The following is a 17,924-nucleotide window of genomic DNA, read 5'->3' on the forward strand; positions in this document are numbered from 1 at the left end:
CGCAGACAACGCATCTGCGGCGTGAAAGGCCCCTTACATTTAACCAAGAATTTCGCGTTGCAGAAAGGCGTCAAGACCCGAAATCCCCGGGAGCTTACATCAGTAAGTGACCGGGGTTGAGGGGCGCAGACAACGCATCTGCGGCGTGAAAGGCGCAGGTTAAATTATTTGGCGTCGGTCGCCGTACCATTAGCATGCCAGGTAAACACGCCGAACTCGAAGCCCTTCAGATCGCCCTTCTCGTTCCAGGTGAGCGGCCCCATTACGGTGTCGACCGTTGCGCCCTTCAGGTATTTAGCGATTTCAGCCGGATCTTCAGACTGATTCAGGCCTGCTTGCAGCGACTGCAGCGCGGCATAGGTGGTCCACACGAACGCGCCGCTTGGATCCTGTTTCTTCGCTTTGATCGCATCCACAATCGGTTTGTTCGCCGGAACCTGGTCGTAGTTCTTCGGCTTGGTGACCAGCATACCTTCCGCAGAAGCGCCCGCGATGTTAGACAGCGACACGTTCGCTACCCCTTCCGGCCCCATAAACTGCGTTTTCAGGCCAGCGGCGCGAGACTGACGCAGGATCTGCCCCATCTCCGGGTGATAGCCGCCGTAGTAAACGAAGTCGATATTCTCTTTCTTCAGACGCGCCACCAGGGTAGAGAAGTCTTTCTCACCGGCGGTGATACCGTCAAAGAACACCACGTTAGCGCCGCCCTTCTTCAGGTTATCCTGTACCGCGCGGGCCAGGCCCTCGCCATACTGCTGTTTGTCGTGGACAATCGCGATGCGCTGCGGCTTCACTTTTTCCAGAATATATTTGGCAGCGGTTGGCCCCTGATCGGAGTCCAGACCGGTGGTGCGCAGAATCAGATGATAGCCGCGAGCCGTCAGCTCCGGCGCGGTGGCCGCCGGGGTGATCATCAGCACGCCTTCATCTTCATATATATCAGAGGCCGGCTGGGTGGAAGAAGAGCACAGGTGACCGATAACGTATTTGATACCGTCGTTAATCACTTTGTTAGCGACGGCAACCGCTTGCTTCGGGTCACAGGCGTCGTCGTATTTTACCATCTGCAGCTTATTGCCTTTGATACCGCCTTTGGCGTTGATATCGGCAATGGCCTGCTCTGCGCCAGTAAACTCCTGGTCACCGTACTGCGCTACCGGACCGGACATCGCGCCAACAACGGCGACTTTGATATCTTCGGCCATTGCCGTACCGCTCATGATTAAGGCAATACATCCTGCCAGTAACGCTTTACCCTTCATATTCATCCTGAGGCTCCCCATTATTATGGTTTTTGCATTTGTTGTGATGTTGTTTATTAGCGCATTATTCTAATTAGACACATAAGAAAAGCATATGATAGTTAGATTAGGGTCTGCCGCCTGCGCTTTTGCAGCACACTATGCTAAACATACCGTCATTCAGGAGAATTGGAAACGATAAAATTGCGGAGTATGTAACAGATAAGTGACAAATAAAAACCCGCGCCGGAATAAACCGAACGCGGGGGCATGAGCAACGCGACTACCAGCCCGCAGGCAGGTAGCCAAAGGCCGAAGCGATGGCGTAGGCGGCGCTGCAAAGATAGAGCAATACGATGAAGATCTGGATTAAGGGATGCGTGATTAGCGCCGGGCAGGTCCAGCCGGGGGTGATGTCACCCTGCCGACGCGAGCCTTTGAGGATCAGGATCGGCATGATAGATAAAATCACCCCGCTAAATACCCCGGCAAAATAGAGCGCGTTCACGAAGGACACCATCCCGCTATAGGCCAGAATAAAAGGCGGCACGGCGACCACTAACAGCACCTTAAAGCGTTTGAACGGCTGCTCGTCGTTGCCCAGGCGAAACTGATCGAAAATATTGGTCAGGAAGCTTCCGCCCAGCCCCCAATAGGAGGTCAGCATCGCGCAGAGCGCAAAAAGATTTGCCGAGAAGAAAGCCCACTCGCCGAGCGCCCTGCCCCAGGAAATGGTTGCCACATCAGAAATATTATCCAACCCGCTTAATGCAATCACCGAAAGCGGGACCAGCGCCAGCAGGCAAAAGGTTAATAACATCCCCACCATAATGGCCTTCGGCAGCTTCTCCGGTTTATCGGCGAAGCCGCGCGCCATTTCCGGCACGATATACTGCGCGGAGAAGCAGAACGCGACCACATTAAACACTGGCACCATATACAGCCAGTTGCCGTCGAGCAAATAACCGACGCTGGCGGTCTCTTTCAGCAACGTCGCGGCAACCAAAATGGTTATCATAACGACCATGCCGATACTGATAAATTTCTCACCCCGGCCAATCGCCTTCAGGCCGAGATAAAGCACCCCGGCCGCCGGAATAAAAAACAGCGCGCTGCCCAGGGCCGGCGAGATGCCGAATAACGAATGCAGGAGTTTACCGCTGCCGGTCATATAAGCCGTCAGCGCGCCGACGCTGTTGACGCAAACGGAGAGGAACATCATCAGCGCGCCAAAGCGGCCGACGTAGCGCTGCGACAGGCCGCTAAGCTGCAGATGCTTACGCGTGCGCAGCGTCGATTCCGCCACGTAGAGCATGGTGATGGTCGTCAGGCTACCGACCACAATCAGCCAAAACAGCAGCGGCAGAAAGCCCGCTTTGCTGGAGGCATAGGCGATGGATAGCACCCCAGCGCCGATATTGGTGCCGACGATCATCGACACGCCTTCAATGAAACTGAGGGATTTTGCAGGTACAGCGGTACGCTCCCGGCTCGTCAGAGCCGGAGAAAAGGTGGAGTTGTCAGACATAATATTTTCCGTTTTATTCCGGCAGCGTGCGCCGCCGGAAAAAAGGTGATATCAGGGTGATAAACACTCACGCTGAGCATAGCTGGTCAGAAAGCGGCGTCCTGTTTCTCTTCGGCTTCCCTGCCGCCGCAGCCTGACCGGGCGAAAAGTTAGCGCTTCAGCACGCGGGCCAGAATATCCAGCGCCTTCGTAAACTGCGCATCCGGAATCGTTAACGGATAGAGGAAGCGAATAACGTTGCCATAGACGCCGCAGCTCAGCAGCAGCAGGCCGTTCTCCTGGGCTTGTTGCTGGATTTGACGGGTGATCTCCGCCGACGGCTCGCCGGTTTGCGGATCGTTAAACTCCACCGCCACCATCGACCCCTGGCCGCGTACGTCAGCAATGGCCGGGCAGCTTTGACGCGCCTGATTCAGCACCTCTTTCAGATGGCTGCCTAAGCGCTCAGCGCGCTGGCACAGCTGTTCTTCTTCAATCACGTCCAGCACCGCGTGCGCCGCCGCGACCGCCAGCGGGTTACCGGCATAGGTGCCGCCCAGACCGCCCGGCGCAGGCGCATCCATCACCTCAGCGCGACCTACCACGCCGGAGAGCGGGAAACCGCCGGCCAGGCTTTTGGCCATCGTCATCAGGTCAGGCTTCACATCATAGTGCTGCATCGCAAATAGCTTGCCGGTGCGCGCAAAGCCGGTTTGTACTTCATCGGCAATCAGCAGAATGCCGTGGGTATCGCACAGCGCGCGCAGCGCCTGCATAAACTCAGGCGGGGCAACGTTAAAGCCGCCTTCCCCCTGAATCGGCTCCAGCACAATCGCCGCCACCTGATCGGCCGCGATATCGGCTTTGAAAATGCGCTCCAGGCTCTTCATCGCGTCGGCGGTGGTAATGCCATGGGCGGCGTTAGGGTAGACGGCGTGATAAACCGAGCCCGGGAACGGGCCGAAACCAATCTTGTAAGGCGCCACTTTGCCGGTCAGCGCCATGGTCATAAACGTACGGCCGTGGAAGCCGCCGCCGAAGGTAATCAACCCCGGACGGCCGGTATAAGCGCGCGCGATTTTCACCGCGTTTTCAACGGCTTCCGCCCCGGTGGTAAAGAACGCCGTTTTTGCCGGACCGTCAATCGGCGCCAGTTCGTTAATCCGCTCGGCCAGCGTGACATAGCTTTCGTACGGGACAATCTGGTAAGCCGTGTGGGTAAAGGCCTGCAGCTGCTGTTCAACGGCGGCAACGATTTTGGGGTGGCGATGGCCGGTATTCAGCACCGCGATGCCGGCGGCGAAATCGATCACCTCATTCCCTTCAATATCCCACAGCGTAGCGTTCTCCGCTTTCTCAACAAAGTAGCTGCACATCACCCCTACGCCGCGCGGAGTCGCCTGCTGGCGACGCTGATTCAGTTCTGAACTTTTCACCGAGAATCTCCTGTCATGTGTGTCACGTTATCGCAACAAATCCGAAACTATGTCGTTTATTTACACAGGATTTGGCCCTATAATCGAGTACCAATTCAGATTATCTGAGGGATCCAATTGCGTTCGCTTATCGCAGACCTGGTGCTGGTCAGATTGCAGAAAGAAACCGATCCGCTCCTGCACAAGCGCCTTTACAAGGCGATTCGCCACGCCATTCTGGATGGTTCTCTCCCGCCCCATAGCCGCCTGCCCCCTTCACGGGATCTGGCGGGAGAGCTGAAAATGTCTCGCAACACAATTTTAACAGTTTACGAACAATTGCTGGCTGAGGGGTATGTCGTGTCCCGTCGCGGCAGCGGAACATTCGTCGCGAAAACGCTGCCCGATATGTTTCTTCCAACCAGCAGCGCCAGTGAAAGCAGCCCTGCGCCAGCAGCCAGCGCGCCCATCTCCCGACGCGGCCAGCATCTGCTGGGGCACATCAGCGCCAGCCCGCGTCAGTGGGGGGCATTTATCCCCGGCGTACCGGACGTCAATGCGTTTCCCCACCCGCTGTTCAGTAAAATCCAGGCGCGTATCAGCCGCCGTCCAAAACCCGAACAGCTCAGCTATAGCTGTAACGGCGGAACGGCCGAGCTGCAGCACGCGTTGGTGGACTATCTGAGAGTAGCGCGCGGCGTTCAGTGCCAGGCAGATCAAATTCTTATTACTGAAGGGATCCATCAGGCTATCGACCTGATCACCCGCATGCTGTGCGACCGCGGCGATCTCGCCTGGGTGGAGGAGCCGTCCTACTGGGGCATTCGCCATGTGCTGGCGATGAATGAAGTGCGGGCCGAGCCCGTGGTGGTTGATGCCAGCGGCCTGTGCCCGCCCGAAAGCATAGCCGAAGCCCCGCGGCTGATCTTCGTTACGCCATCCCATCAGTACCCCCTCGGCGCGGTAATGAGCCTTGAGCGCCGACAGCGCCTGCTCACTCTGGCCCATCAGCACGGCAGCTGGATTGTGGAAGATGATTACGACAGCGAGTTTCGCTTTTCCGGTCAGCCGATCCCGGCGCTACAGGGCTTAGTCCCCGAAGCGCCGGTGGTCTACGTCGGTACGTTCAGTAAAACGCTCTACCCGGGGCTGCGGCTGGGCTACGTCGTGCTGCCTCGCCCGCTGGCGGCTGAACTCAAAAACGCCCACGCCGAGCTCTACCGCGGCGGCCATTCGCTTATCCAGCTGGCGCTGGCGGAATTTATCAACGCCGGTCATTACTCGGCACACATTCGCCGCATGCGTCTGCTCTACAGCCGCCGTCGCGTCTTTTTGACCGAGCTGATTCAGCGGCACTGCGGGCCGCACGCGCTGTCGGACTTCAGCGATAATGCCGGACTGCATCTGATCCTGAATTTGCCGGATGAGGCGGATGACGTGGCGATTGCCCGCGATGCCAACGCGCGCCATATTTTAGTGCGTCCGCTGTCGCGCTATTACCTGACGGCGCAGCGGAAGAAAGGGCTGTTGATGGGTTTTGCTTCGCAGCCGGAAACGCAGATGGAACCGGCGTTCAACGTCCTGCTTGAGTGTCTGAAAATGCACTGCCCGCAGGCGCTGGCGGAGGCAGAAAAACAAAACGCCCCATCGTAATGTGGGGCGTTATCGGGGGACTGGCGCTCAGATTAGGCTTCGATAGCGGCGCGCAGTTTTTTCATGGCGTTCTTTTCAAGCTGACGTACACGTTCAGCCGACACGCCGTAGCGGTCTGCCAGCTCCTGCAGCGTGGACTTGTTGTCTTCGTCCAGCCAGCGGGCGCGGATGATGTCCTGGCTACGTTCGTCAAGACCCTGCATCGCGTCGGTCAGCTTGTTTGCCGCCTGCTCTTCCCAGTTATCGTCTTCAATGCCGTCGGCAAAGTTAGACGTTTTATCCTGCAGATAGAGCACCGGCGCCATCGGCTGGCTATCGGACTCATCATCCGACGACATGTCGAAGGTCATGTCCTGCGCCGCCATACGTGACTCCATCTCACGCACGTCTTTGCTCGACACGCCCAGCTCGCGGGCCACCATTTCGACTTCATCCTGGTTAAACCAGCCCAGACGCTGCTTGGTTTTGCGCAGGTTAAAGAACAGCTTACGCTGTGCTTTCGTGGTCGCGACCTTCACGATACGCCAGTTACGCAGCACGTATTCATGAATTTCCGCTTTGATCCAGTGCACGGCGAAGGAAACCAGACGCACGCCCACTTCCGGGTTAAAACGGCGCACGGCTTTCATCAGGCCAATGTTGCCTTCCTGAATCAGATCCGCCTGCGGCAGGCCATAGCCCGAGTAGTTACGAGCAATATGAACAACAAAGCGCAGGTGAGACAGGATCAGCTTTTTCGCTGCTTCCAGATCGCCCTGGTAATGCAGCTTTTCAGCAAGCTCCCGCTCTTCATCAGCCGATAACATCGGCCAAGTGTTAGCAGCCCGGATGTACGATTCCAGGTTACCAACGGGGGCTAAGGCTAAAGTTTGCATATCTTTGGTCATTCAAATCCTCTCAATCGATATCTTCTGGCATCTTTCTGTCCTCACAACGGAGCAACAAACATGCCAGCATTGATGAGCAACGAGAATATCACTCACATTAGTATCAGACAGTGATTTTATCCACAAGTTCCATGCAATGATGTGAATAGATTACGCACAAAATGTGACATGGTTATGAAGTTTAGGGAAGCGTCGACAGGGACTCTTTCCCTGCAGAGAGATATTCAGTGCAGGGAAAGATTATACCAGATTTTTACTACTCGGGAGTAAAGTGACGTAAATGTTGAACGGTTGCCAGCCAGGCGGCGACCCAGCCAATCATCGAGCAAACAATCAGCATCAGCAGGCACTCGTCAAAGCCTAAGCCGCTGAGTTCAAACTGCGTGCCGAAGACTTTCGCCACTTCGGTGACCGCCGACGACAGGCGCATGACCATAATTTCCGACAGGATCAGCGACAGAAACGCGCCGGAGAACCCCAGCAGCGCCCCACCGTAAAGGAACGGACGCAGAATAAAGCCGTCGGTCGCGCCAATCAGTTTCTGCACGTTAATGGTATCGCGGCGGGCGAAGATGCTCAGACGCACGCTGTTGCCGATCACCAGGAAGACCGCCGCCACCATCAGTACGCCGATCATCGCCGAAACGCGTCCGACCAGCCCGGTCAGCGACGAGAGCCGCGCAAACCAGCTGTCATCCATACGCACTTCATCAACGCCCTGAACGTGGCTCACGCGGTCGCGCAGCGTGTTCAGCGCTTCAACGCTCTGGAAATCAATCTTCGGCACCACGATCGCCACCGCCGGCAGCGGGTTCTCTTCCAGCATATCCAGCGCGCCGCCGAAGCCTGACCAGTTGCGGAATTCGCCAAGGGCTTCATCGCGCGACAGATAGTTAACCTTCTCGACGCCCTGCTCCGCCTGCAGCTGGCCGACTACCCGCGCAGCGGCGTCGTCATCCAGCGTTTTTTCCAGATAAACAGTGATTTGCGGCGTGGGATAATACTGCGACGCCGCGGTGCTGACGTTTTTGTAGACCATGTAGCACACGCTTGGCAGGGTCAACGAAATGGCGATCACCATCACCGTCAGAAACGTCGCCAGCGGCGTGCTTTTCAGATCCTGTACCGCGCCGTGCCAGGCGTAGCGCACCTGTTCATTGAATACGTTGCTCTTGCGGGAAGCCGGATTCGGCGCCGCTTTTGGCCGCTTCGACGCATTGCGCCCGCCGCTACCGCCCGCTCCGCCCGCATTGCGGAAACGGTCGAATCGATTGCCGAATCGGCGAATGTGGTTCATTGCCTCGCGCTTATTCACCGATGTGGCCTCCATGCATATGCCCCTCGCTGAGGGACAGGACGCGGTACGGACGACTGGAGATAAGCCCCAGGTCATGCGTCGCCATCAGCACCGTCACCCCAACGCGGTTAAACTCTTCAAACAGACGTAAGATCCCTTCCGACAGCGCCTCGTCGAGGTTACCGGTCGGTTCATCCGCCAGCAGGACCGCAGGTTTGTTCACCACCGCGCGGGCGATGCCCACGCGCTGTTGTTCCCCGCCTGAAAGCTGAATCGGCAGGTTTTTCGCTTTGTCCAGCAGCCCGACTTTATCCAGCGCCGCCGAGACGCGACGACGGATATCATCCCCGCTGGCGCCGGCGATAATCAGCGGGATCGCTACATTATCGTAAACGGTTCGGTCCATCAGCAGATGGTGGTCCTGGAAAATCATGCCAATCTGACGGCGCAAAAACGGCACCTCGCGGCTTTTCAGGCGGCTAATATCATGGCCGCCGAAAAGGATTTTGCCGGCGCTGGGCCGTTCGATACCGCAGATAAGCTTCAGCAGGGTACTTTTCCCCGCGCCGGAATGGCCGGTCAGAAACGCCATCTCGCCCGCCTGCAGGTGGAACGTCACCCCCTGCAGCGCTTGTCTCCCACCGAGATAGGCTTTGCTGACTTGTTCAAAGCGAATCATTTTTAATCCTCTCGGGCAAAAAGTGCCTCAATAAAGTCGCCCGCATTAAACGGACGCAGATCTTCAATACGTTCGCCAACACCGATGTAGCGAATCGGAATACCGAACTGATCGGCAACCGAGAAGATAACCCCGCCCTTGGCGGTCCCATCCAGCTTAGTCAAGGTAATACCGGTCAGTCCAACCGCCTCATGGAACAGTTTGGCCTGGCTAATCGCGTTCTGCCCGGTGCTGGCGTCAATGGTCAGCATAACTTCATGCGGCGCATCGACATCGAGTTTTTTCATGACGCGGACAATCTTCTTCAGCTCTTCCATCAGGTGCGATTTATTCTGCAGACGACCCGCGGTATCGGCAATCAGGACGTCAATATTGCGCGCCTTCGCCGCCTGGATGGCGTCGAAAATGACCGATGCCGAATCCGCGCCGGTGTGCTGGGCAATCACCGGAATATTGTTGCGCTGCCCCCAAACCTGGAGCTGCTCAACCGCCGCCGCGCGGAAGGTATCCCCCGCCGCCAGCATCACCGACTTGCCCTGCTGCTCGAACTGACGCGCCAGCTTGCCGATGGTGGTGGTTTTACCGACGCCGTTGACGCCGACCATCAGAATCACAAACGGCGTTTTGCCTTCTACGTTCAGCGGCTCATCCACTTTCGCCAGAATATCGCCCATCTCTTCTTTCAGCAGGCCGTACAGCGCCTCAGCGTCGCGCAGCTGCTTGCGGCTGGCGTCGTTGGTAAGACGCGTGATGATCTTACGCGTGGTTTCCACGCCGACATCGGCAATCAGCAGCTGCTCTTCCAGCTCTTCAAACAGATCATCGTCGATTTTCTTACCGCGGAACAGACTGATAAATCCGGAACCGAGGTTCTGTTTGGTTTTTACCAGGCTGCGTTTGAGGCGGGCGAAGAAACCTTCTTTGGTCGGTTTTTCCTGCTCTAACGGCGTCACGACGGTTTCGTCCGGCACCACTTCAACGGCGTTTTCTGCCGCATCGGCCGCCGCCAGAGCCTGTGCTTCCAGCTCTTCATCGGTGATATCGGCCTCAGCCTCTTCTACCGTTTCGTCTGGTTCCGGCTGGTCAACGGCGGTTTCTTCAAGAACTGCCGTTTCCGGTTCGGTAATGACCTCTTCCGGCGTCTGTTCAGCGACGGCTTCAGCCACTACCGGCTCGGCGATGACCTCTTCCACCAGCGGCTCAGCGACCGTCTCTTCAACCGCGGGCTGCTCCGCTATCTCCTCAACCGCCGGGGATTCGACAACCGCCTGCGGCTGTTCGCTCTCCACAACCTGCTCGGTCACCTCAACCACCTCGGCGGCAAAGGCTTCGGCATCCTGTTTCTCTGTCGCAGTGGCGTCGACCGTTTCCGGCGCAACCGCAGGCGCTTCGCTTTCCTGAGCCGGTTCTTCAACCTCTTGCTGGGCTTCTACTTTTTGTTCTGTTTCGCTTTCCTGCGCCTGTTCTTTTTGACCAAAGCCCAGCCAGGAAAAGAAGCCACGTTTTTTGTCTTTCGCCATTTGCGACTACACTCCTCGCTGTTAATTCATGGCACAGCTTCGGCCAGTAGGTAGCGGAAGCTGAAAAATGATGAAATTAGTCGGATAGTCTACCACTTAACTTAACTCGCATCACCGCCCCCGGATTAAGGTTTCGTCAACCGCCGCCGATCGTTAGAATAGCAGCCCGGAAGTTGAGACTTGAGCAAAGAGATGAAGAAACCAAACCACGCGGGCAGCGGCCAGATCCGTATTATCGGCGGGCAATGGCGGGGCCGTAAACTCCCGGTGCCGGAGAGCCCGGGTCTGCGCCCGACCACCGACCGGGTGCGCGAAACGCTATTTAACTGGCTGGCGCCGTCGATCGTTGACGCGAACTGCCTCGACTGCTTCGCCGGCAGCGGCGCGCTGGGCCTTGAAGCCCTCTCCCGCTATGCGGCCAGCGCCACGCTGCTGGAAATGGAACGCGGCGTCGCGCAGCAGCTACAAAAAAATCTGGCGACCCTCAAAGCCAGCAACGCTAAGGTGGTCAATACCAATACTTTAGCGTTTCTTGCTCAGGCGGGCACGCCGCATCACATCGTGTTTGTCGATCCCCCGTTTCGTAAAGGACTGCTTGAAGAGACGCTAAAGCTGCTGGAAAACAACGGCTGGCTTAGCGATGAAGCGCTTGTCTACATTGAGAGTGAAGTCGAAAACGGTTTACCGCCGGTGCCGATGAACTGGCACGTCTATCGTGAAAAAGTGGCCGGACAGGTCGCCTACCGTCTCTATCAACGTGAGGCCCAAGGAGAAAACCATGCTGATTAATTTTGGCCGCTTGCTGATGCTGTGCGTGTGGGCGTTTTTATTGCTGAACCTGTTTCAACCGTTCCCAAAACCGCTGAACATCTTCGTTAACGTGGCGCTGATCTTTATGATTCTGATGCACGGCCTGCAGCTGACGCTGCTCAAGGCGACGCAGACGAAAGAGATGCCGCCGCTGGGGCGCTTCGAGCAGATTCGTATTTTCATCTTCGGCGTGTTCGAACTGGTCGCCTGGCAGAAAAAGCTCAAGGCGACCCTGAAGAAGAAGTAATGCCAGGAAAAGGTTCAGGGGTCTGGCGTAAAGCCCATAAACCGCGAACCTTTATAGCTCAGGACGCCCTTATCGCCGACGCTTAGCGCATGATACTGCGGCGCCTGCAGACGAAAAACCACTTCCAGCCCGCCGCTTTCCGGCCTGAAGCTTGCTTCATAACGCATTTCGCTGCCGGCAGGCGTCACCGTCTGCTGGCGCGAACGGCGATCGTTAATCACCTTCTCCCGCTTATTGCTCACCACCACCCGTTTTTGCAACAGCGGCGCGGCATCGTTATCCATTTTTTCCCGACGCTGCTGCACATAGCGATACGACGCGGCAACCGCAATGATGGCAACGGCAACCATAAAAAACAGCGGAACTTTACTCATTCACCTTGCCCCCAGGAATTATCAGGAATAAGCATACTGTGGCTTGATTATCATTGTCATCTTCCTCTGCAAACCACTACACTGAGATTCAGTACTGTAAGTACAATCACTTACGTAATGATAACAGATACAGGGACTTACTATGCTTTGGTCATTTATTGCTGTCTGTTTCTCCGCATGGCTTTACGTCGATGCGTCCTATCGTGGGCCTGCCTGGCGTCGCTGGGTGTTTAAACCCGTCACGCTGATCCTGCTTCTGTTACTGGCCTGGCAAGCGCCGATGTTTAACGCCATCAGCTATCTGGTGCTGGCCGGGCTTTGCGCCTCGCTGGTCGGCGATGCGCTGACCCTGCTGCCGCGGCAGCGGGTAATGTACGCCGTGGGGGCGTTCTTTCTCTCGCATCTGCTCTACACCATCTGGTTTGCCAGCCAGCTGACGCTATCTTTCTTCTGGCCGCTGCCGCTGGTGCTGCTGATCCTCGGCGCGCTGCTGCTGGCGATTATCTGGACGCGTCTGGAAGAGATGCGGATGCCGGTGTTTACCTTTATCGCGATGACGCTGGTGATGGTCTGGCTGGCCGGGGAGCTGTGGTTCGCCCGCCCGACGGATACCGCCCTGTCCGGCTTCGCTGGCGCGGCATCCCTGCTGCTCGGCAACGCGGTCTGGCTCATCAGCCATTATCGCCGCCGCTTCCGCGCTGACAACGCGATCTCCTCGGCATTTTACTTCGCCGGGCACTTCCTGATCGTCCGCGCGCTCTATTTGTAATTAAGCGCTTGACTCTGGAGTCGACTCCAGAGTGTATCCTGCGGGTAATGAGAAAATTATCATTACCCGGAGGGTCCTATGTCGGCTCCAGAATCGCAGGATAAAAAAGTCCCACACTTCTCATCGTTAAAATTTACCCCTGCCGCGCAGCCTGCGGAAACCTGCTGCGCGGACCACGCCTGCAGCAGCGAAACCGCCGCTGAAAACGATGCGCTGAGTCACGCGCGCTTTAGCTGGCTGGTAGAAGGCATGGACTGCGCGGCCTGCGCCCGCAAGGTCGAAACCGCCGTTCGCCAGGTGCCGGGTGTCAGCCAGGTGCAGGTACTGTTCGCCACCGAAAAGCTGCTGGTCAACGCCGAGGGCAATGTCCGCCCGCAGATCGAAAGCGCCGTGCGCGCCGCGGGCTATCAGCTGCGTGATGAAAACGCGCCACGGGCAGAGGAGCCCACCTCGTGGCTGCGCGAGAATCTGCCGCTCCTCACCCTCGTCGTTATGATGGCGCTCAGCTGGGGGCTTGAGCAGTTCAGCCCGCCTCTGGGCGAGATCGCCTTCATCGCAACCACGCTGGTCGGCCTGTGGCCGGTCGCCCGGCAAGCAATACGCCTGATCAAAAGCGGAAGCTGGTTCGCCATTGAAACCCTGATGAGCGTCGCAGCCATCGGCGCGCTGTTTATCGGCGCCACCGCCGAAGCGGCGATGGTCCTGCTGCTGTTCTTAATCGGCGAACGTCTTGAGGGCTGGGCCGCCAGCCGCGCGCGGCAAGGCGTCAGCGCCTTGATGGCGCTGAAACCCGACACGGCAATCCGCGTGCGCGACGGCGTGCGTGAAACCGTAGCCCAGCGCGACCTGCGTCCCGGCGACGTGATTGAAGTCGCCGCCGGAGGCCGCCTGCCCGCCGATGGCCAGCTGCTCTCGCCCTTCGCCAGCTTCGATGAGAGCGCGCTAACCGGTGAATCCGTACCGGTGGAGCGTAACGCCGGGGAACGCGTGGCGGCCGGCGCGACCAGCGTCGATCGTCTGGTACAACTGACGGTGATCTCCGAACCGGGCGACAGCGCTATCGATCGCATCCTTAAGCTGATTGAAGAAGCGGAAGAGCGCCGCGCGCCGATTGAGCGCTTTATCGATCGCTTTAGCCGCATCTATACCCCGGCGATTATGGTGGTCGCGCTGCTGGTGGCCATTGTTCCGCCGCTACTGTTTGCGGGCGCATGGCTGCCGTGGATCTATAAAGGTTTAACGCTGCTGCTGATTGGCTGTCCGTGCGCGCTGGTGATCTCAACCCCGGCGGCGATTACCTCCGGGCTGGCGGTGGCGGCGCGTCGCGGCGCGCTGATTAAAGGCGGCGCGGCCCTGGAGCAACTGGGCCGCGTGCGCCAGGTGGCGTTTGATAAAACCGGCACCCTGACCATCGGCCAGCCGCGCGTCACCGCGGTGATGACGACCGCAGACATCGGCGAAAACGATCTGCTGGCGCTGGCGGCCGCCGTTGAGCAAGGCTCCAGCCACCCGTTAGCCCAGGCCGTCGTACGTGAGGCGGAGCAGCGCCAGCTGGTCATTCCGCCGGCAAGCGGCCAGCGCGCGCTGGCCGGATCCGGCATTGAGGCGCAGGTTGAAGGACGTCAGGTGCTGATTTGCGCCGCGGGTAAAAATCGCGATCCACAGTACGATGAACCTATTCAGCAGCTGGAAAGCGCGGGGCAAACCGTGGTGCTGGTGATGCGCGATGAGGCGCTGCTGGGGATTGTGGCGCTGCGCGATACGCTACGCGATGATGCTCGCCAGGCGGTGGATGAACTCCATCAGTTAGGCGTTCAGGGAATCATACTGACCGGCGACAATCCGCGCGCGGCGGCGGCTATCGCCAGCGAACTGGGGCTGGCGTTCCGCGCCGGGCTGCTGCCTGCGGATAAAGTGCAGGCGGTGATGGCGCTCAACACCGAGTCTCCGCTGGCCATGGTCGGCGACGGGATCAACGATGCGCCGGCGATGAAAGCGGCGACCATTGGCATCGCGATGGGCAGCGGCACCGACGTCGCTCTGGAGACCGCCGATGCGGCATTGACGCATAACCGCCTCACCGGACTGGCGCAGATGATTTCGCTGGCGCGCGCCACTCACGCCAATATCCGGCAGAATATCGCTATCGCGCTGGGTCTGAAGGGGATTTTCCTCGTCACCACCCTGCTCGGCCTCACCGGCCTGTGGCTGGCGGTGCTGGCGGATACCGGGGCGACGGTGCTGGTCACCGCTAACGCGCTGCGGCTGCTACGTAAGAAGTAGGGACAATTCCCGGGGGCGGCGCTTGACGCGCCTTGCCCGGGCTACAGGTTCGTGCGGTCTGGTTTTTTGTAGCCTGGATCAGTGGCTTTTACGGATCAGATAGCGGTACGGCAGCGCCTCAGTTTCCTGCGCCAGCAGCTCATGCTCCATAAAGCGGCAGAAACCGGGAATATCGCGGGTCGTCGCCGGATCATCGGCCACGATTAGCAGCGTCTCGCCCACCGGCATCGTACGCACGGTCTTGCGCACCATCATCACCGGTTCCGGGCAACGAAGCCCCTGCGCATCAAGCGTATGGTCAGGGCTGGAGAAAAGTTCGCTCATTTTCATCTCACATTAACAAAACGGCCCTAGTTTACCCCCAGTTCGCCAGTACGCAAGCCAGGTTAACGTTTGCGCGAAAAACAACCATTGCAATACGCTCGCAACGCAGTATCATGCAGCCGTTTTTATTGGGTTCCCTCACCCCAACCACTAAAAAGGTCACAATATGAGTCCGTTTACTACCGTACAGCGTAAAAAAGCGCTGATCTGGCTATCGCTTTTCCATCTGCTGGTCATCACTTCCAGTAACTATCTGGTGCAGCTGCCGATCTCCATCTTTGGTTTTCATACCACCTGGGGCGCGTTCAGCTTTCCGTTTATTTTCCTCGCCACCGACCTGACGGTGCGGATTTTCGGCGCTCCGCTGGCGCGACGCATTATCCTAGCGGTCATGATCCCGGCGCTGGTTATCTCCTACGGGGTTTCCGCGCTGTTCTATATGGGCGAGTGGCAGGGGTTTGCCGCATTAACCAGCTTTAACCTGTTTGTCGCCCGTATCGCCGCCGCCAGCTTTATGGCCTACGCGCTGGGGCAAATCCTCGACGTCCACGTCTTTAACCGCCTGCGTCAAAACCGCCGCTGGTGGCTGGCGCCCACGGCATCCACCCTTTTTGGTAACGTCAGCGATACGCTGGCCTTCTTCTTTATCGCCTTCTGGCGCAGCCCGGACCCGTTTATGGCGGCGCACTGGGGTGAAATCGCCATCGTCGACTACTGCTTCAAAGTGCTGATTAGCATCGTATTCTTCCTGCCGATGTACGGCATATTGTTGAATATGCTGCTGAAAAAACTGGCAGATAAATCTGATTTATCCACATTGCAGCCAGGTTAAGAGTACTCACGAAACGATGTGATAAGATAAGCGAATGAGCCGTTAATGGCCGTTTATCGAAAGGAAGATGTCAATGCGCAATTTGGTTAAATATGTCGGTATTGGCCTGCTGGTTGTGGGTCTTGCGGCCTGTGATAACAGCGATACAAAAACGCCGACTGCCGGGGCTGCTGCGGAAAGCAACGCCAGCGGGCAACCTATTAGTCTGCTGGATGGCAAACTGAGCTTCTCCCTGCCAGCCGGTATGACCGACCAGAGCGGCAAGCTGGGCACCCAGGCCAACAATATGCACGTCTATTCTGATGCCACCGGCCAGAAAGCGGTGATCGTGATTGTGGGTGACAATACCAACGAGGAGCTGGCGGTGATGAGCCAGCGTCTGGAAGAGCAGCAGCGCAGCCGCGACCCGCAGCTGCAGGTCGTGAGCAATAAATCCATTGAGATCAAAGGCCACACGCTGCAACAGCTGGACAGCATCATCTCCGCCAAGGGTCAGACCGCCTGGTCTTCCGTCCTTCTCGGCAAGGTTGATGACAAACTGCTGACGCTGCAAATCACATTGCCAGCGGATAACCAGCAGCAGGCGCAGACCGAAGCGGAAAACATTATCAACACCCTCGTCATCCAGTAACTACTGACCTGACGCCGCGGCCTCCGGTTCATCGACCGGGGGCCGTTTTTTTAACCGCCATCCCAGCAGCAGCGCCACCGCAACCAGCCCCGCCGTCGCCAGATAGATCGATGAAATGCCCGCCCACGCCATCAGCAGCCCGGCGAGCGGACCGGTGATCCCCAGCGAGAGATCCATAAATACCGTGTAGGTTGCCAGCGCCGACCCCTGGTTCTGCTGCGGTACGGCCTTCACCGCCACCACGCCAAGCGCCGGGAACACCAGCGAAAAACCGGCTCCGGCAAAGAAAGTGCCGATTTTCGCCATCAGCGGCGTCTCCGCCAGGCCCACTAACAGCAGCCCAATAATCTCGACGACAAAACAGAGCATCGCCACGTTCAGCCCGCCGAGGCGGTTAATTCCGTTGGGGAACAGCAGGCGCGTGCCGACAAAGGCGCAGCTAAACAGCGTCAGGGCGAAGGCCGCGCCGTCCCAGCCTTTAGCATCATAAAACAGAGTGATAAAGGTAGCAATAACGCCAAAACCCGCCGAAGCCAGGGCCAGCGCCATGCCGTAGAGCCAGACGCGCCCCAGCACCGCGCGAAACGACATCGCTTTACCCTTGCCCGCTTTGACCGCCGCCCGCGGCAACGCGCACAGCACGGCCACCAGCGCGACCGCCATAATGGTCAACGCCAGCCCGTGCAGGCCAATCAGCGAGTAACAGAGCACGCCGAGCGGCGCGCCCATCGCCATCGCTCCGTAGGTGACAATGCCGTTCCAGGATATGACCCGCCCGATATGCAGCGAACCGACTACCCCGACGCCCCACAGCGTTGAGCCGGTTCCCGCGAAGCTCTGCCCGATGCCGAGGATAATCCGGCCAAGGCACAGCAGCGCCAGGCTAACCACGGGCAAGCCGCCGAAGAGCGCCGCCAGCAGATAGCCGAGTCCGCTCAGAAAGCAGCCGCACAGGCCGAAAATGACGATCTTTTTTGGCCCCAGCAGATCGGCATAGCGCCCGGCGTGAGGGCGGCTGAGCAGCGTAGCGAAGTACTGGAGGCTAATCACCAGCCCGGCCCAAAAGGCGCTAAACCCCATCACATCATGAACATAGCCGGGCAATACCGCCAGCGGCAGGCCAATGGTCAGGTAGCTGGCAAAGTTAAAAATCACGACAGAGACAATCCGCAGATTGAGGCGCAATCCATTAAGCGCCGGTTCGGCGACGGTTTCGGGCATCGGGTTCCACCAGATTTTTACAACTGTGTTTCATTTCTACCACGCCACACGTTATAAATCAGCAGCCAGATTAGGATTCCTGGCAGCAAGCCAGCCGCTACACTTAGAGCCTATCCCACCAGGCGTTATTGTCGCAGGCAGTTTGAACACGGACAGCGCACAGAAACCGGAGCGTACACGGAGTACGTGAGGATTGACTCGCTACGCTCGCCCTCCGGGCCGCCCTGAAGGGCG

17 protein-coding genes are annotated in these 17,924 nt (G+C 58.1%); 7 read left to right on the plus strand and 10 right to left on the minus strand.

All coding sequences use genetic code 11. The features are described 5' to 3' along the window. Positions 1-164 precede the first annotated feature (164 nt). The 3 genes from livJ to ABLU96_RS10385 all read right to left on the minus strand — a co-directional run bounded on the left by livJ (position 165) and on the right by ABLU96_RS10385 (position 4,184). On the minus strand, positions 165-1,268 hold the full coding sequence (livJ, locus tag ABLU96_RS10375; protein WP_004133032.1) for a branched chain amino acid ABC transporter substrate-binding protein LivJ: 1,104 nt from the start codon (positions 1,266-1,268) through the stop codon (positions 165-167). A 256-nt stretch (positions 1,269-1,524) separates the two neighbouring features. After that, positions 1,525-2,769 (minus strand): amino acid permease, encoded by a 1,245-nt coding sequence (locus ABLU96_RS10380; protein ID WP_014227092.1) that lies wholly within the window; start codon positions 2,767-2,769, stop codon positions 1,525-1,527. 149 nt (positions 2,770-2,918) lie between these two features. Continuing rightward, on the minus strand, positions 2,919-4,184 hold the full coding sequence (locus ABLU96_RS10385; RefSeq protein WP_004116085.1) for a 4-aminobutyrate--2-oxoglutarate transaminase: 1,266 nt from the start codon (positions 4,182-4,184) through the stop codon (positions 2,919-2,921). Positions 4,185-4,301: 117 nt separating this feature from the next. Between ABLU96_RS10385 and ABLU96_RS10390 the strand changes: the two genes are divergently transcribed. Beyond that, positions 4,302-5,816, plus strand: coding sequence for a PLP-dependent aminotransferase family protein (locus tag ABLU96_RS10390; protein WP_032751582.1), 1,515 nt, complete (start codon positions 4,302-4,304; stop codon positions 5,814-5,816). A 32-nt stretch (positions 5,817-5,848) separates the two neighbouring features. Here the strand turns inward: ABLU96_RS10390 and rpoH are convergent, their stop codons facing one another. From rpoH to ftsY, 4 genes are all read right to left on the minus strand, one after another. Next, complete coding sequence (rpoH, locus tag ABLU96_RS10395; protein ID WP_004106554.1) at positions 5,849-6,703, minus strand: RNA polymerase sigma factor RpoH; 855 nt, start codon at positions 6,701-6,703, stop codon at positions 5,849-5,851. A 256-nt stretch (positions 6,704-6,959) separates the two neighbouring features. Further along, complete coding sequence (gene ftsX / locus ABLU96_RS10400) at positions 6,960-8,018, minus strand: permease-like cell division protein FtsX (protein WP_025106848.1); 1,059 nt, start codon at positions 8,016-8,018, stop codon at positions 6,960-6,962. After that, on the minus strand, positions 8,011-8,679 hold the full coding sequence (ftsE, locus tag ABLU96_RS10405) for a cell division ATP-binding protein FtsE (protein ID WP_004106557.1): 669 nt from the start codon (positions 8,677-8,679) through the stop codon (positions 8,011-8,013). Before ftsE ends, ftsX begins: the two co-directional genes overlap by 8 nt. 2 nt (positions 8,680-8,681) lie before the next feature. Beyond that, positions 8,682-10,199: a signal recognition particle-docking protein FtsY gene (gene ftsY / locus ABLU96_RS10410; RefSeq protein ID WP_014227096.1), complete on the minus strand. Its 1,518-nt coding sequence runs from the start codon at positions 10,197-10,199 to the stop codon at positions 8,682-8,684. Positions 10,200-10,391: 192 nt separating this feature from the next. Here ftsY and rsmD point away from each other — a divergent pair, with 192 nt between their 5' ends. Then, positions 10,392-10,988 (plus strand): 16S rRNA (guanine(966)-N(2))-methyltransferase, encoded by a 597-nt coding sequence (rsmD, locus tag ABLU96_RS10415; protein ID WP_014227097.1) that lies wholly within the window; start codon positions 10,392-10,394, stop codon positions 10,986-10,988. Next, a complete protein-coding gene (locus ABLU96_RS10420; RefSeq protein ID WP_004106574.1) occupies positions 10,978-11,256 on the plus strand; it encodes a DUF1145 family protein in 279 nt (92 codons plus the stop codon). Before rsmD ends, ABLU96_RS10420 begins: the two co-directional genes overlap by 11 nt. 14 nt (positions 11,257-11,270) lie before the next feature. On the opposite strand, the gene ABLU96_RS10425 is transcribed toward ABLU96_RS10420, so the two are convergent. Then, entirely contained in the window at positions 11,271-11,630 is a 360-nt protein-coding gene (locus ABLU96_RS10425; RefSeq protein WP_004855078.1) for a DUF2500 domain-containing protein, read from the minus strand. Positions 11,631-11,772: 142 nt separating this feature from the next. Between ABLU96_RS10425 and ABLU96_RS10430 the strand changes: the two genes are divergently transcribed. Together ABLU96_RS10430 and zntA are read left to right on the plus strand one after the other, a co-directional pair. Further along, positions 11,773-12,399: a lysoplasmalogenase gene (locus ABLU96_RS10430; protein ID WP_004855080.1), complete on the plus strand. Its 627-nt coding sequence runs from the start codon at positions 11,773-11,775 to the stop codon at positions 12,397-12,399. A 78-nt stretch (positions 12,400-12,477) separates the two neighbouring features. Then, complete coding sequence (gene zntA / locus ABLU96_RS10435) at positions 12,478-14,682, plus strand: Zn(II)/Cd(II)/Pb(II) translocating P-type ATPase ZntA (RefSeq protein WP_064406107.1); 2,205 nt, start codon at positions 12,478-12,480, stop codon at positions 14,680-14,682. Between the two features lie 78 nt (positions 14,683-14,760). Here zntA and tusA read toward each other — a convergent pair whose 3' ends face one another. Further along, complete coding sequence (gene tusA, locus ABLU96_RS10440; protein WP_004106582.1) at positions 14,761-15,006, minus strand: sulfurtransferase TusA; 246 nt, start codon at positions 15,004-15,006, stop codon at positions 14,761-14,763. A 166-nt stretch (positions 15,007-15,172) separates the two neighbouring features. On the opposite strand from tusA, the gene ABLU96_RS10445 reads away from it, so the two are divergent. Next, positions 15,173-15,838, plus strand: coding sequence for a 7-cyano-7-deazaguanine/7-aminomethyl-7-deazaguanine transporter (locus tag ABLU96_RS10445; protein ID WP_064406111.1), 666 nt, complete (start codon positions 15,173-15,175; stop codon positions 15,836-15,838). A 73-nt stretch (positions 15,839-15,911) separates the two neighbouring features. Beyond that, the gene (locus ABLU96_RS10450) at positions 15,912-16,469 is read left to right on the plus strand and encodes a DcrB family lipoprotein (RefSeq protein WP_004855087.1); all 558 of its coding nucleotides are present in this window, start codon (positions 15,912-15,914) and stop codon (positions 16,467-16,469) included. Here ABLU96_RS10450 and ABLU96_RS10455 read toward each other — a convergent pair whose 3' ends face one another. Next, positions 16,470-17,690 (minus strand): MFS transporter, encoded by a 1,221-nt coding sequence (locus tag ABLU96_RS10455; protein WP_064357712.1) that lies wholly within the window; start codon positions 17,688-17,690, stop codon positions 16,470-16,472. Positions 17,691-17,924: the final 234 nt, after the last annotated feature.

It is taken from the genome of Klebsiella sp. CN_Kp106 (assembly GCF_040064575.1).
GTDB lineage: Bacteria > Pseudomonadota > Gammaproteobacteria > Enterobacterales > Enterobacteriaceae > Klebsiella > Klebsiella michiganensis.

Bases quoted from the DNA above. Each gene is read 5' to 3' on its own strand.
- livJ (WP_004133032.1), bottom strand. From the start codon at position 1,268: ATGAATATGAAGGGTAAAGCGTTACTGGCAGGATGTATTGCCTTAATC.
- ABLU96_RS10380 (WP_014227092.1), bottom strand. From the start codon at position 2,769: ATGTCTGACAACTCCACCTTTTCTCCGGCTCTGACGAGCCGGGAGCGT.
- rpoH (WP_004106554.1), bottom strand. From the start codon at position 6,703: ATGACCAAAGATATGCAAACTTTAGCCTTAGCCCCCGTTGGTAACCTG.
- ftsE (WP_004106557.1), bottom strand. From the start codon at position 8,679: ATGATTCGCTTTGAACAAGTCAGCAAAGCCTATCTCGGTGGGAGACAA.
- ftsY (WP_014227096.1), bottom strand. From the start codon at position 10,199: ATGGCGAAAGACAAAAAACGTGGCTTCTTTTCCTGGCTGGGCTTTGGT.
- rsmD (WP_014227097.1), top strand. From the start codon at position 10,392: ATGAAGAAACCAAACCACGCGGGCAGCGGCCAGATCCGTATTATCGGC.
- ABLU96_RS10420 (WP_004106574.1), top strand. From the start codon at position 10,978: ATGCTGATTAATTTTGGCCGCTTGCTGATGCTGTGCGTGTGGGCGTTT.
- ABLU96_RS10425 (WP_004855078.1), bottom strand. From the start codon at position 11,630: ATGAGTAAAGTTCCGCTGTTTTTTATGGTTGCCGTTGCCATCATTGCG.
- ABLU96_RS10430 (WP_004855080.1), top strand. From the start codon at position 11,773: ATGCTTTGGTCATTTATTGCTGTCTGTTTCTCCGCATGGCTTTACGTC.
- zntA (WP_064406107.1), top strand. From the start codon at position 12,478: ATGTCGGCTCCAGAATCGCAGGATAAAAAAGTCCCACACTTCTCATCG.
- tusA (WP_004106582.1), bottom strand. From the start codon at position 15,006: ATGAGCGAACTTTTCTCCAGCCCTGACCATACGCTTGATGCGCAGGGG.
- ABLU96_RS10445 (WP_064406111.1), top strand. From the start codon at position 15,173: ATGAGTCCGTTTACTACCGTACAGCGTAAAAAAGCGCTGATCTGGCTA.
- ABLU96_RS10450 (WP_004855087.1), top strand. From the start codon at position 15,912: ATGCGCAATTTGGTTAAATATGTCGGTATTGGCCTGCTGGTTGTGGGT.
- ABLU96_RS10455 (WP_064357712.1), bottom strand. From the start codon at position 17,690: ATGCCCGAAACCGTCGCCGAACCGGCGCTTAATGGATTGCGCCTCAAT.